Source organism: Halopseudomonas sabulinigri (assembly GCF_900105255.1).
GTDB lineage: Bacteria > Pseudomonadota > Gammaproteobacteria > Pseudomonadales > Pseudomonadaceae > Halopseudomonas > Halopseudomonas sabulinigri.
In genome coordinates this window covers 15797-30697 of record NZ_LT629763.1, presented here as the reverse complement: position 1 = coordinate 30697, position 14901 = coordinate 15797, and the positions used below count along the sequence as shown (strand labels likewise).

At 60.9% G+C, this 14901-nt stretch carries 13 protein-coding genes and 1 other RNA gene; 7 read left to right on the top strand and 7 right to left on the bottom strand.

Features of this window, described 5'->3' with window-relative positions; all coding sequences use genetic code 11:
• Positions 1 to 19: 19 nt before the first annotated feature.
• Positions 20 to 2047 (top strand): bifunctional tRNA (5-methylaminomethyl-2-thiouridine)(34)-methyltransferase MnmD/FAD-dependent 5-carboxymethylaminomethyl-2-thiouridine(34) oxidoreductase MnmC, encoded by a 2028-nt coding sequence (gene mnmC, locus BLU26_RS00140; protein ID WP_092282940.1) that lies wholly within the window; start codon positions 20 to 22, stop codon positions 2045 to 2047.
• 83 nt (positions 2048 to 2130) lie between these two features.
• Positions 2131 to 4926: a hybrid sensor histidine kinase/response regulator gene (locus tag BLU26_RS00135; protein ID WP_092282939.1), complete on the top strand. Its 2796-nt coding sequence runs from the start codon at positions 2131 to 2133 to the stop codon at positions 4924 to 4926.
• Here BLU26_RS00135 and BLU26_RS00130 read toward each other — a convergent pair.
• A complete protein-coding gene (locus tag BLU26_RS00130) occupies positions 4904 to 5662 on the bottom strand; it encodes a sulfite exporter TauE/SafE family protein (protein WP_092282938.1) in 759 nt (252 codons plus the stop codon). The two genes, BLU26_RS00135 and BLU26_RS00130, sit on opposite strands and share 23 nt — an antisense overlap.
• Before the next feature lie 70 nt (positions 5663 to 5732).
• Between BLU26_RS00130 and BLU26_RS00125 the strand changes: the two genes are divergently transcribed.
• The 3 genes from BLU26_RS00125 to BLU26_RS00115 all read left to right on the top strand — a co-directional run bounded on the left by BLU26_RS00125 (position 5733) and on the right by BLU26_RS00115 (position 7512).
• Positions 5733 to 5981, top strand: a complete 249-nt coding sequence (locus BLU26_RS00125) for a YheU family protein (RefSeq protein WP_092282937.1) — start codon at positions 5733 to 5735, stop codon at positions 5979 to 5981.
• 111 nt (positions 5982 to 6092) lie between these two features.
• Positions 6093 to 7268 (top strand): Na/Pi symporter, encoded by a 1176-nt coding sequence (locus BLU26_RS00120; RefSeq protein ID WP_092282936.1) that lies wholly within the window; start codon positions 6093 to 6095, stop codon positions 7266 to 7268.
• Positions 7269 to 7287: 19 nt separating this feature from the next.
• Complete coding sequence (locus tag BLU26_RS00115; RefSeq protein ID WP_092282935.1) at positions 7288 to 7512, top strand: hypothetical protein; 225 nt, start codon at positions 7288 to 7290, stop codon at positions 7510 to 7512.
• Positions 7513 to 7524: 12 nt separating this feature from the next.
• On the opposite strand, the gene BLU26_RS00110 is transcribed toward BLU26_RS00115, so the two are convergent.
• Positions 7525 to 8265: a substrate-binding periplasmic protein gene (locus BLU26_RS00110; RefSeq protein ID WP_231701980.1), complete on the bottom strand. Its 741-nt coding sequence runs from the start codon at positions 8263 to 8265 to the stop codon at positions 7525 to 7527.
• 130 nt (positions 8266 to 8395) lie between these two features.
• Here BLU26_RS00110 and BLU26_RS00105 point away from each other — a divergent pair, with 130 nt between their 5' ends.
• Entirely contained in the window at positions 8396 to 8728 is a 333-nt protein-coding gene (locus tag BLU26_RS00105; protein WP_092282934.1) for a hypothetical protein, read from the top strand.
• 86 nt (positions 8729 to 8814) lie between these two features.
• A complete protein-coding gene (locus tag BLU26_RS00100) occupies positions 8815 to 9684 on the top strand; it encodes a pirin family protein (RefSeq protein WP_092282933.1) in 870 nt (289 codons plus the stop codon).
• Between the two features lie 14 nt (positions 9685 to 9698).
• On the opposite strand, the gene recR is transcribed toward BLU26_RS00100, so the two are convergent.
• The 5 genes from recR to BLU26_RS00075 all read right to left on the bottom strand — a co-directional run bounded on the left by recR (position 9699) and on the right by BLU26_RS00075 (position 14616).
• Positions 9699 to 10298, bottom strand: coding sequence for a recombination mediator RecR (gene recR / locus BLU26_RS00095; protein ID WP_092282932.1), 600 nt, complete (start codon positions 10296 to 10298; stop codon positions 9699 to 9701).
• A gap of 22 nt (positions 10299 to 10320) precedes the next feature.
• The gene (locus BLU26_RS00090) at positions 10321 to 10647 is read right to left on the bottom strand and encodes a YbaB/EbfC family nucleoid-associated protein (protein ID WP_092282931.1); all 327 of its coding nucleotides are present in this window, start codon (positions 10645 to 10647) and stop codon (positions 10321 to 10323) included.
• A gap of 17 nt (positions 10648 to 10664) precedes the next feature.
• Positions 10665 to 12629 (bottom strand): DNA polymerase III subunit gamma/tau, encoded by a 1965-nt coding sequence (gene dnaX / locus BLU26_RS00085; protein ID WP_092282930.1) that lies wholly within the window; start codon positions 12627 to 12629, stop codon positions 10665 to 10667.
• Between the two features lie 186 nt (positions 12630 to 12815).
• An RNA gene (ffs, locus tag BLU26_RS00080) (signal recognition particle sRNA small type) lies at positions 12816 to 12912 on the bottom strand.
• A 75-nt stretch (positions 12913 to 12987) separates the two neighbouring features.
• Positions 12988 to 14616, bottom strand: coding sequence for a methyl-accepting chemotaxis protein (locus BLU26_RS00075; RefSeq protein ID WP_092282929.1), 1629 nt, complete (start codon positions 14614 to 14616; stop codon positions 12988 to 12990).
• Between the last annotated feature and the right edge of the window lie 285 nt (positions 14617 to 14901).

The following is a 14901-nucleotide window of genomic DNA, read 5'->3' as shown; positions in this document are numbered from 1 at the left end:
CGTCGATTTCGGAGCCACTTTGTCAGAGTCAAAATCCCCTACCGCAGAGTTGGACTGGATTGAAGGTGGACAGCCCTTTTCCACCCGATTTGCCGACGTCTATTTCTCCCGCGATGCCGGCCTGGACGAAACGCGCCATGTATTTTTGCAGCACAACAGTCTGCCCGAGCGCTGGGCTGAACTGACATCAGGCGCGCGCTTCTGTATCGCCGAAACCGGCTTTGGCACCGGCCTGAACTTCCTTGCTGCCTGGCAACTATGGGACCAAAGAGCTCCGCTTGACGCACAGCTGAACTTTGTCAGCACTGAAAAATACCCGCTTACTCCGCAGGATCTGCGCAAAGCACTGGCACTATGGCCGGAACTCGCTCCCTGGGCGCAGCAGCTACTTCAGCAATACAGCGGTCTGACGAGCGGCTGGCAGCATTTCAGCCTGGCCGAGGGTCGCGTCACGCTCACCCTGCTGATAGGCGATCTGTTTGATACCCTGCCGCAACTGGATGCCCAGGTCGACGCCTGGTTTCTCGACGGCTTTGCCCCCGCCAAGAATCCGGACATGTGGCAACCCGCGCTGTATCAACGCATGGCTGAGCTCTCTAGCAAACAGGCCACGGTGGCTACCTTTACCAGCGTTGGCGAGGTGCGACGAGGCCTGCAGGCGGCTGGTTTCAGCATGCGCAAGGTGAAAGGCTTTGGCCGCAAACGCGAGATGCTGTGCGGCAACCTGAGCAGCGCGGCGGCAAGCCGCTGGCAAGCACCCTGGTATGCCAGACCCGAGCAGCCCGCGCGGGCGGAACGCCATGCTCTGGTGATCGGCGGCGGGCTGGCGGGTTGCAGCACCGCTCACGCCCTGGCCCGGCGTGGCTGGCGCATTACCCTGCTCGAGCGCCATAAGCAGCTGGCGCAGGAAGCCTCCGGCAACCCCCAGGGGATACTCTACGCCAAGCTGTCACCACACCACCCGCCGCTATCGCGCTTTATTCAAAGCAGCTACCAGTACAGTCTGCGCCTGCTGGCCCGCGAGTTGCCAGCTAACGACGATAACTGGCAGGCCTGTGGCGTGCTGCAGTTGGCCGGCAATGCCAAGGAGGCAGAACGCCAGGCACAGCTGGCAGCGCAGGGCTACCCGGCAGATTTTCTGCAAGCACTCGATCCACACCAGGCCAGTGCCGTGGCGGGCGTCACCGTGGAGCGTAGCGGCTTGTTCTTTCCCGGCGGTGGCTGGGTCAACCCACCGAACCTCTGTCGTCAGTTGGTGGCGCACCCGCTGATTCAGGTTCAGCCGTTGGCCGAAGCCGAGCAACTGACGCGTATAGAGGATACCTGGCAAGTGCGCACAGCCGCGGGCGAGCTACTGGCCAGCGCGCCGGTGGCGGTGATCTGCTGCGCGCATGAGAGCGCCCGGTTCCAGCAAAGTACCCAACTGCCGCTGAAGGCGATCCGCGGCCAGATCACCCACTTACCGGTTACCGCGCAAAGCCGCGGTTTACGCACCGTGCTGTGCGCCGACGGCTACATCTCGCCAGCCCGCCAGAATCAACATCATCTGGGTGCCAGCTTTCGCTTTGATCGCCTCGACTCCACCCCCAGCAGCGAAGAGAACCTGAGCAACCTCGATCTGCTGCCGGCGCTGTCGGCGCAACTGAACGCCGGCTTTGCCCACTGCCGCGATCAGACCGCCACCCTTGCGGCGCGCGCGGCGCTGCGCTGCACGTCACCAGACTACCTGCCGCTGATTGGCCCGTTGGCCGACCCCGTCAGCTTTGCCGAGCGCTTTGCCATGCTCGCCAAGGATGCCTCGCAACAGCCCACGGCGTGCGCACCCTGGTACGCAGATCTGTTCGTCAATACCGCGCACGGATCACGCGGCTTGATCAGTTGCCCATTGGCTGGCGAGTTGGTAGCGGCCTGGATTACCGGCGAGCCACTACCCCTGCCGCGGGATCTGAGCGAGGCCGTGCACCCCAGCCGTTTTCCGCTGCGCACGCTGATTCGCGGCAACCGAGCCGACCGTCAGAAAGGCCCTCCGGGGGCGGCGCCAGAATGAGCTGACTGTGCTAGCCTTTGGCCAATACCCTCACGTTGAATAACACTACAATCAGTTGATGGGTCGATCAGGTAAGAATCTGAATGCACGCGTGCCGCCTAGTCCTGTTATTGCTGTGCCTGATGCTCTGGCAAACCGCCACGCATGCCGCCAACACGCCGGAAAGCTTTATCTCCGCCAGCGCGCCACCTGACGCGGTTACCCTTGATCAGCAGACCCCCAGAATCAACCTGGTATCGCATCTGCAGATATACGAGGATCCCAGCGCCAGCCAGACACTCAACCAGGTACTCACCCTCACCTCCCCTGCTGACTGGCACACCACCCGCGCGCGCAACGTAAACCAGGGCAAGAATCAATCGGTCTGGTGGCTGCGCTTTACCCTGCGCAACCCGGCTCAGCAGCCGCAGGAAGCGGTGATTGAGGTCAACTACAACCTGCTCGACCAGCTGGACCTGTACCAGATCGCCGGCGACGATATCAGCCACCAGCAAAGTGGCGACCATATCGATGCCAACCAGCGGCCCATCGAGGTTCGCAACCACTGGCTGCCGATCACCCTGGCGCCCGGCGACAACTTCTTTTATCTGCGGGTGGAAACCACCAGCACCGTGTTTGTACCGCTGTTCGCGTCCACCTGGCCGGCGAATGCGGTGGCGCAGGAAAACAGCAGCCTGGCCGCCGGCCTGTTCTACGGCATCATGCTGGGGCTCTTTGCCTACAACCTGTTTCTGCTGGTGTCGCTGCGTGAGGTTACCTACCTCTGGTACCTGATCTACGCACTTAACATGATGCTGTTCATGCTCGCCTTCGACGGCGTGCTGTGGAAATGGCTGGCTCCCGGTAACACCATACAGTCGCTATCGGTTTACACCCTGATGTTCCTGCACTGCGCCGTAGCTACCCAGTTCAGCCGCCATTTTCTGCACACGGCTGCGCACTTTCCCAAGCTAGATCGCCTGCTGCGCATCAAGATCATGCTGGTGTTGATCAGCCTGTTCGTGCTGCCATTGATCAGTTATGACCTGTACAACCGCGCTGCCAGTCTGTTTGTGCTGAGCAGTTCCGCGATCTTGCTGTTCAGCGGCCTGCGCGTGTGGCGACAGGGCTTTCGCTATGGTTCGTACTACACCTGCGCTTGGGTGCTGCTGCTGTGTTCACTGATGCTCTCCACCGCGGGCTCCCTCGGTTACGAGTTCTTCGGCTCGTCCTACGGCACCACCTGGGTCAAGCTCGGCATCTGTGTCGAAATGTTCATTCTGTCGTTGGGCCTGGCCGACCGTATCAACGCACTGCAGGAGGCGCGCTACCGGGCAGATGAAGAGGCGCGCCAGGCGCGGCTGGAATCGCGCGCGCAGGGGCGCTTTCTGGCCCGCATGAGCCACGAGATCCGCACCCCGCTGAACGGCGTGCTGGGCATGCTGCAACTGCTGCGCGACACCCGCCTGGACACCACCCAACGCTATTACCTGGACACCATCAGCAAGTCGGGCAATACGCTGATTACCGTGATCAACGACATTCTCGACTTTGCCCGCCTGGAGTCCGGACGCGTGGAACTGGAGGCCATCGCTTTCGACCCCGAGGAACTGCTGTCCGATACCGCCAGCCTGTTCACAGCGCAAACCCTCGACAAGGGCCTGAACCTCTACTGCAGCATTGCCCCCGACATTCCCCGGCAGCTGATTGGCGACCCGACACGGCTCAAGCAGGTACTACTCAATCTGCTTGGCAATGCCTTCAAGTTCACCGAGCGCGGCTACATCGCGCTGGATATCAGCGGTCTGCCGATCAAGAGCCCGCAGCCGCACTGGCAACTGAGTTTCAGCGTCACCGATACTGGCATCGGTATCGCACCAGACGCCCGCGAGAACCTGTTTCGCTCGTTCACCCAGGCCGATAGCAGCACCACCCGGCGCTACGGTGGTAGTGGTCTGGGGCTGACCATCAGCCAGGAGCTGATCAGCATGATGGGCGGCCAGATCAACGTCTCCAGTGCGCCAGACGAGGGGTCCAGCTTTCGCTTCACGCTGGAGCTGCCGGTGACCCCGCAGGACCACGCCACCGAGGCGCCGCCAGAGCCGGCCCCGCGGGCGCTGCTGATCGCCCAGCAGCCGCGTGCCCAACTGACCTATCGGCTGCAGCTGCAACGCCTGGGTTACGATGTCATTTGCCAATCCGCAGAAACCGGCGAACCGCTGCTGCCAGTCGGCGAGCTGCAGCTACTGGTGATCGCCGCTCAGGGCTTGCCCGACGCCCCCCTCGACAGCTTGCTGCGCAGCGCCGAAGGCAGCGGTACACCTACCCTGCTGCTGCGCGACCAGCGTGATCACCGCATAGCCGCCAACCATGGCCTGCCCGGCCTGCTGATTCACGACACACCACTGCTGCCGAGCCAGATGCGGGAACTGCTGCAGCAACTGCAGACGCTGGGTAGTCGCAGCAATGAGCTTACGCCAGAGAGCGTTGGGGAAGCGGAGCGCGCCAGCGGCCACCTGCTGATTGCCGAAGACAACAGCGTCAACCAGTTGGTGGTGAAAACCTTGCTGGAAAAGGTCGGTTACAGCCTGGACATGACCGCCAACGGCGTCGACGCCCTGGCCGCCTATCGCGCCGCGCCGGAACGCTATGACCTGATACTGATGGACTGCGAAATGCCGGTCATGGATGGCTTTGAAGCCACCCGCCGCATTCGTGCCCACGAGCAGCGCGAGCACCTGCCGCGCACGCCCATCGTCGCCCTCACCGCGCATATTCTGGATAGCCATCGGCTGGAAGGCATGGCTGCCGGCATGGATGATTACCTGGCCAAACCGGTACAGAGCGAGACTTTATACAGCAGCCTGAAGCGCCTGATCAGGCCGAAACCAGGCCCATGACACCCTCAATAAAGAGCTTGCCGCCGGTAAAGAACAAAAACAGGTAGCACAACCGGTAGATCAACTGCTCGTTACTGCGCTGCAGCATCCAGAAACCCAGTTTTACGCCGATGGGAGCCAATGGCAGCAGCACCAGCGAGGTGAGCAGATTCTCGGCGGAAAATTGCCCCAGATAGACGTAGGCCGGCACCTTGACCCAGTTGACCACGGTAAAGAACACCGCAATGGTGCCCATCAAGAGCGTCTTTTCCAGCCGCTGCGGCAGCATATAGACATTGATGGGCGGCCCGCCCGCATGAATACCAAAACTGGTGAAGCCAGACACCATGCCCCAGAAGCGCCCGCGCCACAGACTCGCCGGACGCGGCTCGGGGTTACCACGACGCAGCGCCATATTGAGCGTAAACAGCAGTGCGATCGCGCCGATCAGCAACTTGATATGAGCATCATTCAAATAGCGAAAGGTCAAAGCGCCAAGGGCAATGCCCACCAGTGCGGCGGGCAAAATGATGCGCAGATTGGTCTTGTCCCAGCGCCCGCGAAAGGTACGCAGCGCCACCAGATCCATGGCGCAGAGAATCGGCAGCAGAATCGCCGCCGCCTGCTGCGGCACTACGACCATCGCCATCAGCGGCACGGAGAGAATGGCGATGTTGCCGCCAAAGCCGCCCTTGGCAATGCCGTAAAGCAGGACGGCAGGAATGGCGCACAGGTAGAATAGCGGGTCAGTAATCATTACAGGCCAAGCGTCTATCGAGGGCCTGCGAGTGTAGCATCGCTCACCCTGTCATCCGAGAAGTAGACCCATGCTCATACCCTACGAACTGCTGGAAGCCGAGACTCTGCAACGCCTGCTGGAAGATTTTGTTACCCGCGACGGCACCGACAACGGCTACGACGACAGCTTGGCCGAGCGCGTTACCCAGGTGCGCCGGCTGCTTGAGCGCAAGGAACTGTTGATCGTCTTTCACGCCGACACTGGAGACGCCAGCCTCTGCCACCGCCGCGATGTGCCACCCGAGATGCTGCGCGACTTTCTCGCTGAGCAACGCTGACACCGGGCATCCGCCGTCATCAGATGTTCATCATGCTGTCACCTGTCGGCCATAGTCGCCGTAGAAAGTCTGAGGGTACCTACCCCTCACTCTCACACAGGATCGCCAGGGATGAGCAGCCACGCCCAATCTGTTCCGCAGGAACCGCTTTCGCAAGAACCCACCCAACCCGTCAGCCGCCAATGGCTGGCCTGGTTGACCGTGGTGGTACTGGTCTATCTGTTGCTGGCGGCCGTCGGCTCGATTGGCGGTGGCTTCAAGGCCGCGGCGGGCGATAACGCCAAGGAGCTGTTTGCCTTCGCCACCAACCCCTTCGTCGGCCTGATGATCGGACTGGTCGCCACGGCGCTGATTCAGAGCTCCAGCACGGTCACCTCGATCATCGTCGGTCTGGTCGCCGGTGGTCTGCCGGTACAAATTGCCATTCCGTTGATCATGGGCGCCAACATCGGCACCTCACTGACCAGCACCATCGTCAGTCTGGGGCACGTGCGCAACGGTGAGGAGTTCCGCCGCGCCTTTTCTGCCGCCACGGTGCACGACGCCTTCAATATTCTCGCCGTGCTGCTACTGCTCCCGATCGAACTGCTGTTTCATCCGCTGCAAATCAGCTCGGAGATGGTGGCCGGGCTGCTGGTCAGTGATGCCAGCCTGGACATGGGCAGTGTGAACATCATGAAAACCATCCTGACCCCGGCCACCGACCTGCTGAAGTTTCTGGTCTCCTGGTTGCCGGGCTCGGTATGGCAGGGGGTTGCGCTGATCCTGATTGGGGTGGGCATGATTCTGTTTGTGGTGTCGGCGATTGGCCGGGTGCTGCGCAAGGTCATGGTCGGCCGCGCCAAGGACATCATGCACGCCAGCGTGGGCCGCGGCCCGCTGTCAGGCATGGCCAGTGGCACCATCATCACCGTGCTGGTGCAATCGTCTTCCACCACTACCTCGCTGATCGTACCGCTGGCGGGTACCGGCGTGTTTTCGATGCGCCAGGTGTATCCGTTCACCCTGGGTAGCAACATCGGCACCTGCGTCACCGCCCTCTTGGCAGCGACAGCCATTGTAGGGGACAACGCCGTGCTTGCCCTGCAGATTGCCCTGGTTCACCTGTTTTTCAACCTGCTGGGCATAGTACTGATCTACGGCCTACCCTTTTTGCGTCAGGTGCCGCCGCGCATTGCCGAGTGGCTGGCTACGCTTGCGCAACGCAACAAGCTATATGTCGCGGGCTATATTGGCGGCGTCTTCTTCGCGCTGCCATTGGTACTGATCGGCGCCAGCCAACTTTAACTGCAAGGAGCACAACGCAATGAATCAGTACAGCCGCCAGGAAACCGAAGAGCGCATCAAGGAACTGCGCGAATCGCTCAACCAGCTGGAAAGCCAGTTGGCGACACACCGCCAGGATGACGCCAACCAGCACGACCTGATTGAGCATCTCGACGAGTTTATCGACGCCGTCGATCACAAGGTTTTGAGCCTGAAAACCTTCTGGCTCAGCCTCAAGAAGGATTGGCAGAAAAGCCATAACTGAGACGTGCGCGCATCACTGGCCGGCGTAAGCGGCCATGATGCGCGCGTACTCGCCGCTGGCACGCAACGCGGCCAGCCCCGTGTTGAAGCCATCACGCGACGCCTTGTCGATGAACCCCACCGCATAGGGGGTAGCCGGGAACAGCGCGTGCAGGGTAACCGGTTGCTGTACGTCTACCTGCTGCGCAATCAGTGGATTGAATGCGCGAAAAATGCGCTCATCCGCTACCACCACCTCTACACGCCCGGCATAGAGCAGTAAATTTCGGGTAATCTGCCGAGCCTCTTCGCGATAACCGCTGTTAGCCGCCGCCATGGCGCCAAACTCGTTGCCCAGCAGATACCGCGCCCGCTGAAACGCGCTGACCGAATAGCCGGCAAGATCTTCAATACGCTGCAGGTGAATCCGGTTGCGCGTTAAACTCACCGCCACGTTGCGGTATTCAATATAACTGTCTGAGTAAAACGCGCTGATGCCACTGTCCCTGCTGGTCGTCGTGATCGCATCCAATTCGCCGAGCTTGAGCATCAGATGCAGTCGCTCTGACGGCGCATAATACGGCTGCATCTCGATACCGCCTTCACGTAACGCCGCGGCCACCAGATCGTACTCCAGCCCACGCCCCTCGAACTCGAATACATAGGGCGGCTTGGTGGTTCCAAAACCAACCAGCAGCGGCGAGGCACGCACCTGCGACACAAGCGCACAGCCAGTCCCTAGCACCATCACTGCAATGGCTCCCCAGCCCGCCATTTTTGCCCCCCTTTGCTTTATCTACAGAGTGTCCGGCACTTTCTGGCCGCTGGCAACGTCCAACAGTTACTTGGAGGTTGCCAGCGATGCGGCTACCATGAAACTCCAGATACCCACACATGAGGTAATGATGAAACGTTATTCTGCACTGCTGTGCGCCGGCCTGCTCTGCCTCACCGCTATACCCGCTACAGCGCAGACCACTGCCGAAGTGGAAGCCTGCACACCGGAGGCCGCGATCGCCAAAGCCGAAGTGGTGGCGCAACTTATCTACGACATGACCAAGAACAATCCCGGCAAAGCGGATGAACTGCGTGAACGCATGAATCAGCTGCAGGAAGAGAATCCTGCCGACAGCAGCTTCGATGCCTGCCAAGCCTATCAGCGCCTGATCGACGCATTGGATGGCGAAGCGACCAAGCAGACGCAAGCGGACGCCGAGCAAGCCCAGAAAGAACAGTAAAATCGATATTTTCAGCGCAAAAATTGCGTTATTAAATCGAATTTACAGTTATTACAATGACGCATAACCACTAACGGAGGTGCGTCATGAACCAGTTCAAAAAACGTGATCTGCTTGAAGCTATCGTGGGCCAGCCCGCCTCCGATGGCGACGGCGTCAAGTTGACCCGCGTCTTCGGCGGCCGCGATGCGGCGCGCTTTGACCCCTTCCTGATGCTTGACGAGTTTGGCTCTGACAGCGCCGATGACTACATCGGCGGCTTCCCCTCGCATCCGCACCGCGGCTTTGAGACGGTGACCTACATGCTTGAGGGCCGCATGCTGCATGAGGATCACATGGGCAATCGAGGCCTGCTTGAGTCTGGCGGTGTGCAATGGATGACCGCCGGGCGCGGCATTATCCACTCGGAAATGCCGCAGCAGGATCATGGCACCATGCGCGGCTTTCAGCTTTGGCTGAACCTGCCGGCTGCCGAAAAAATGCAGCCCGCGCATTATCAGGACCTGCCCGCCGCCGCAGTCACGCTACACACACTGCCCGGCGGCGGCATGCTAAAGCTGATTGCCGGCGAGCTCAGGCTGCAGGACCGCACGCTGCAAGGCGCGATTACCGGCAAGTCCACCAAGCCCTTGTATCTCGATCTGTTGCTGCAACCCAACGAGCAGCTGGAACTACCTGTGCCCACAGCGCATACGCTGCTGAGCTACGTCTATGAAGGCGGGATTGAGGTGCAGGGGGAGCAGCGCCAGGCATCGCTCAAGGCAGGTCAACTTGGCCGCTTTGCGCAGGGCGATCGGCTGGCGCTGGCCGCTGGCGCAGCGGGAGCACGCCTGCTGGTGATTGCCGGCAAGCCGATTGGCGAGCCCGTGGTGCAATACGGCCCCTTTGTAATGAACAGCGAAGCCGAGATTCATCAGGCGGTGCGCGATTACCAACTGGGTCAATTGGCCGGCTAGCCAACATGCCGCACTCAGAGTATCTGGGTGCGGCCTGCCAGGGCGTGGGCGAGCGTGCCGCCATCGATGTATTCCAACTCGCCACCCAGCGGCACGCCATGGGCAATACGCGATACCTTGATGCCGCGTGGCCGCAGCATACTGGCAATGTAATGCGCCGTGGCCTCACCCTCGACGGTGGGGTTGGTGGCCAGAATAACCTCCATTACCTCACTGCCATCAAGGCAATCCAGTAGCGCCGGAATACCTATTTCATCGGGGCCCATGCCATCAATGGGCGAAAGATGCCCCTTGAGCACAAAATAGCGGCCGTTGAAGCCACCGGCCTGCTCCACCGCCCAGACATCTGCCGGGCTTTGCAGAATGCACAGCAGGCTGGGATCACGGCGCGGATCGGTACAGATAGCGCACAATTCGGTTTCGCTCAGGGTGCGGCAGCGGCGGCAGTAACCGACCCCGGCGATGGCCTTGTCCAACGCACTTGAGAGGTGCGCAGCAGCGGCGCGATCGCGCTCCAGCAAATGCAGCGCCATGCGCTGGGCGGTCTTGGGACCCACCCCTGGCAAGCCACGCAGGGCGTCGATCATCTGCCGAATCAATGGACTGAAACTCATCTATGGGTCGCCTGTGGCCTGATCAGAACGGCATCTTGAAGCCGTCGGGCAAGTTCATGCCTGCGGTCATGCCCGACATCTTTTCCTTGCTCTCGTTTTCCAGCTTGCGCACAGCATCGTTGAACGCGGCAGCAATCAGATCCTCAAGTACTTCCTTGTCTTCCTGCATCAGGCTGTCATCGATGCTGACCCGGCGCACATCGTGCCGACCGGTCATCACCACCGATACCAGGCCTGCACCGGACTGGCCGGTCACCTCGGCGTTGGCCAACTCTTCCTGCATCTTGGCCATTTTTTCCTGCATCTGCTGTGCCTGTTTCATCAGGCCTGCCATGCCACCTTTCATCATGATTCTGTCCTCTGTGGTTAGGGGGCGGGCGCATCCAGCGGACGGATGCTGCCCTCACATATTTCGGCGGAAAACTCAGTGCACAGGCGTTGGACCATGGGATCGGCCTGAATGCTCGCCTCAGCCGCCTTCTGTCTGGCGGCCTTGCGCCGGGCCGCCGCAACCGCCGGTGTTTCCTGGGTTGGAGCCTGCACCGCCACCTCAAGCCGGAGCTCAGCGCCTTGCTGGGTGCTGAGCGCCTGTTGCAACCGCTGACGATGGTTCTCGTTGTATAACGCGCTGTGGCCGGGATCAAGATGCAGCGACCAAACGCCGCCTTCGCGCCCGACCAACTGACAGTGGGCGGCAATGCTCTGTGTCAGACCACTCAGGCCCAGCTGTTCGAACAGCTGCAGCCACTCCGCCGCCAGCCCGGTCGCGGGGGGCAGATCACTGATGTCATCGCTCTCAGTCTGCTGGCCGTCGTCTGCCACCACACTGCCCTCATCAGCCCAGTCGCCCAGGTACTGCGCAGCGTCCAATGAGTCGTCGTCATCATCACGGTCCGGCAGGTCATCCTGCGGTGGCGGTGATTCCAGCCATTCAGCCGGCGGCTCGTCCTGCGGTGGCTTGACCGGCGTGTTTGGATTGATTGGCTGCTGGCTGACTGGTGGCGGCGCGGGCGCGGCAGCCTGCACCGCGGGCTGGCCACTGATCGCTGACTGCTCAGCAGGCAGGACGGGGGCAATCTGCTCAGGCTCAACAGCCGAGGCTGGCGGACGCGGAGGCGCTGCGTCGTCAGGCCGGTCTTGCGCAGACTCAGCCTTGGCCGGGCTGAGTCCTGCCGGCTTTTCCGGCACAGGCTCAGGCGGCGCTGGTGGGCTGGTCGGCGCGCTGACCACGGGGCCATCACCCAGGGTACCCGGACGAAACGCCAGCATGCGCAGCAGCGCCATTTCAAAGCCGCCGCGCGGCTCGGGCGCCAGGGGCAGATCACGCCGCCCATGCAGCCCCAACTGATAGAAAAGTTGTATATCCTCGGCGCTGATGCGCCCGGCCAACTCCAGTACCCGCGCCTGGTCACCCAGGCTATTGTCAGCGGCTTCTGGCACCACCTGCGCCATAGCCAGGCGCTGCAGGGTGGAGATCAACTCCGCCATCACCCCGGCAAAATCGGCGCCCTGCTCCGCCAACTCGGCAACCGCCCGCATCAACGCGCGGGCGTCGTTGGCCACCAGTGCCTCCAGCAGCCCAAATACCTGGCCATGATCAATGGTGCCCAGCATGCTGCGCACCTCGGCCACCTGCAAGGCGCCATTGCCAAAGGCAATCGCCTGATCGGTCAGACTGAGGGCATCGCGCATTGACCCATCGGCGGCACGTCCCAGCAGCCAGAGCGACTCGTCGTCATAGCCGATGGATTCTTCGCCCAGTACATGGCGCAAATGCTCTACCACCTTTTCCGGCGGCATGTTTTTCAGTGAAAACTGCAGACAACGCGACAGAATGGTGACCGGCAGCTTCTGCGGGTCGGTGGTCGCGAGCAGGAATTTGACGTGCTCCGGCGGCTCCTCCAGCGTCTTCAGCAAGGCATTGAAACTGTGGCTGGAGAGCATGTGCACTTCGTCGATCAGGTAGACCTTGAAGCGCCCGCGCGACGGCGCGTACTGCACGTTATCAAGCAGCTCGCGGGTGTCTTCAACCTTGGTACGGCTGGCGGCGTCGACTTCGATCAGATCAACAAAGCGGCCTTCATCAATCTCACGGCAGGCCGAACAAACGCCGCAGGGCTCGGAGCTGACGCCCTGCTCGCAATTCAGGCACTTGGCCAGGATGCGCGCGATGGTGGTTTTACCTACGCCACGGGTACCGGTAAACAGGTAGGCGTGATGCAGTCGATTGTTATCCAGCGCATTGATCAGCGCCTGCAGTACGTGCGTCTGCCCAACCATTTCACGAAACAGGCGGGGACGCCATTTACGAGCCAGTACCTGATAACTCATCGGGATTTCTGCAGTCCAGTGTGGTCAGTGTGCAAGCCGGTACTGTACCCAATGCAGACGGACAATGCGAGACGACACGACAGCTACCCTGCACAGAAGCGGGCAGCACCAGGGCACGGTAAAACGCCGCAGCAAAGAGTGCGCAAAAGCTTGGAAAAAGGGGGATACAGGAAAATTGGGTGGCAACCCTACCAGCCACACCCCGGCACACGATATGACCGCTGCGGCTGCTCCCTTCCGGGCCTGACCGGGTTCACGGCTGATCATTGCGAGGGGACCGGCAGGGTCACCATAGCGGCCTGAGCTGATGTCAGGCCGCGCTATTGTAACGGCTTGCCCACAAGTTACAACCCGAATATCAGGTTTTGAAGCGACCAACTTGCTGCTGCAGGGTCGAGGCCAGACGCGCCAAGGCGTTGCTGGCATCACGGCTCTCCTGCGACGACTGCGCGGCCTGGTTGGACAGGTCGCGAATACCGCTGATATTGCGGGCGATGTCTTCGGTGGTCTGGCTCTGCTCTTCACAGGCGGCGGCAATTTGCGCCGCCATGTCGTTGATGCGCATTACCGAAGCCGAGGTTTCCGAGAGCGAGGTTTCCGTGGCGGTCGCTTTCTCGACGCTTTGCGCGGCCAGCTCGGCACCGCGTTGCATCACCGATACCGCCTGACCGGCACCGGCCTGCAGCTTCTGGATCATCTGTTGGATATCACGGGTGGAATCCTGGGTACGCGCCGCCAAGGCTCGCACCTCATCTGCCACCACCGCAAAACCACGACCCTGCTCACCCGCACGCGCCGCTTCAATCGCTGCATTCAGCGCCAGCAGATTGGTCTGCTCGGCAATGCCTTCAATCACACTCAGCACGCCGCCAATCTTGTCGGTGTCCTGCTCGAGGTTGTCGATAACACCGGCTGCCTCTTCGACGTCGGCCGCCAGGCGGCGCAGATCGTTCATTGTGTGACCAACCACTTCAGATGCCTGGTGACCCTGCTTGTCGGCAGTGCTGGCCGCATCGGCCGTGCTGTGCGCGTTGTCCGCTACCTCATGGATAGCGGCGCTCATCTCGGTAGCGGCGGTACTGACCTGGTCGATCGCCATGTACTGCTCGTTGACCAGCCGCTCCTGCCCGGTGGCAATGGCGCTCATTTCTTCGGAGGCAGAAGCAACCTGCAAGGTTGACTCCGCGACTTGGCGAATCAGCGTCTGCAACTGCTCAAGGAAGTCGTTTACCGCGCGACTGAGCTTGCCCAACTCGTCGCTGGAGTGCACGGTTACACGTTTGGTCAGGTCGCCCTCGCCGTCAGCAATGTCGCGAATGCGCTGCAGCAAATCGTGCAGTGGGGTGACGATCAGGCTGGGGAAGAAGGCGATCATCAGCAGGCACACCAGCGCGCCAATCACCAATACGACCCCGACCCTGAAGTGACTGGCGTCAGCATCGGCACGGGCGTCGATGCCTTCCTGCTCTGCTTCGGCGTTGACCAGCTCGGTCATCTGATCAATAAGATCGCGTGCGGTGCTGAACTCCTGATAACCACGACCGTAACTGATCTCACTGGCTTGATCGGCATTACCGCTGGCCGCCATACGTGCGTTGTCGAGCGACGTGCGCTGCCAAACCTCGAAGGCACGAGCAAAATCCGCCGCCAACGCCTTGCCTTGCGCAGAAACCGTAGACGCTCCGTATTTCGCAATCCGATCACGCGCCTGCTGCATATTACCGGTCTGCTCATCACCTACCTCGGCCGCCGGAACCCCAGCCAACAACGCGCGCTCGGCCTGCAACGCCTGGTACATATCGCGGTCAGCTTCAAGGATGAGTGAGCTTTGCGGCAGCAATTCTTGCGAAACCCGCTCCAGCCGGCTTTCAACCTGGTTAACTGCCCAAAAGGCAGAAAACCCCAAAACGCCAAACAGAATGGCGAGAACCAGTATTGGCAGTGTCAGCTTCCAACGGAAGCTCATGTCACGAAATAGGCTGATCATTGTCTGCACTCTTTTTTAGTTGTGCTGCGTTGGCAATAGCATTTGGCGACGCTGGCAAACGCCGTAGCACACGGCGCTTCAACTCCTTTGAAATGCGGTTCCTTGGTCCGTCGACCCCGGACGTCCTGCCCAGACAGGTATGACGAACGCCACGGGAAGAAGATCACGGGACCGCCCCGCAATGGCGCAATACACCTTCCCCGCGCTATCGCCTCCTAACCACAGTATCGACCAAATCCGGCAAAGCATTAACGGATTTAAGGCGCTTTCACTCGATAAAAACCT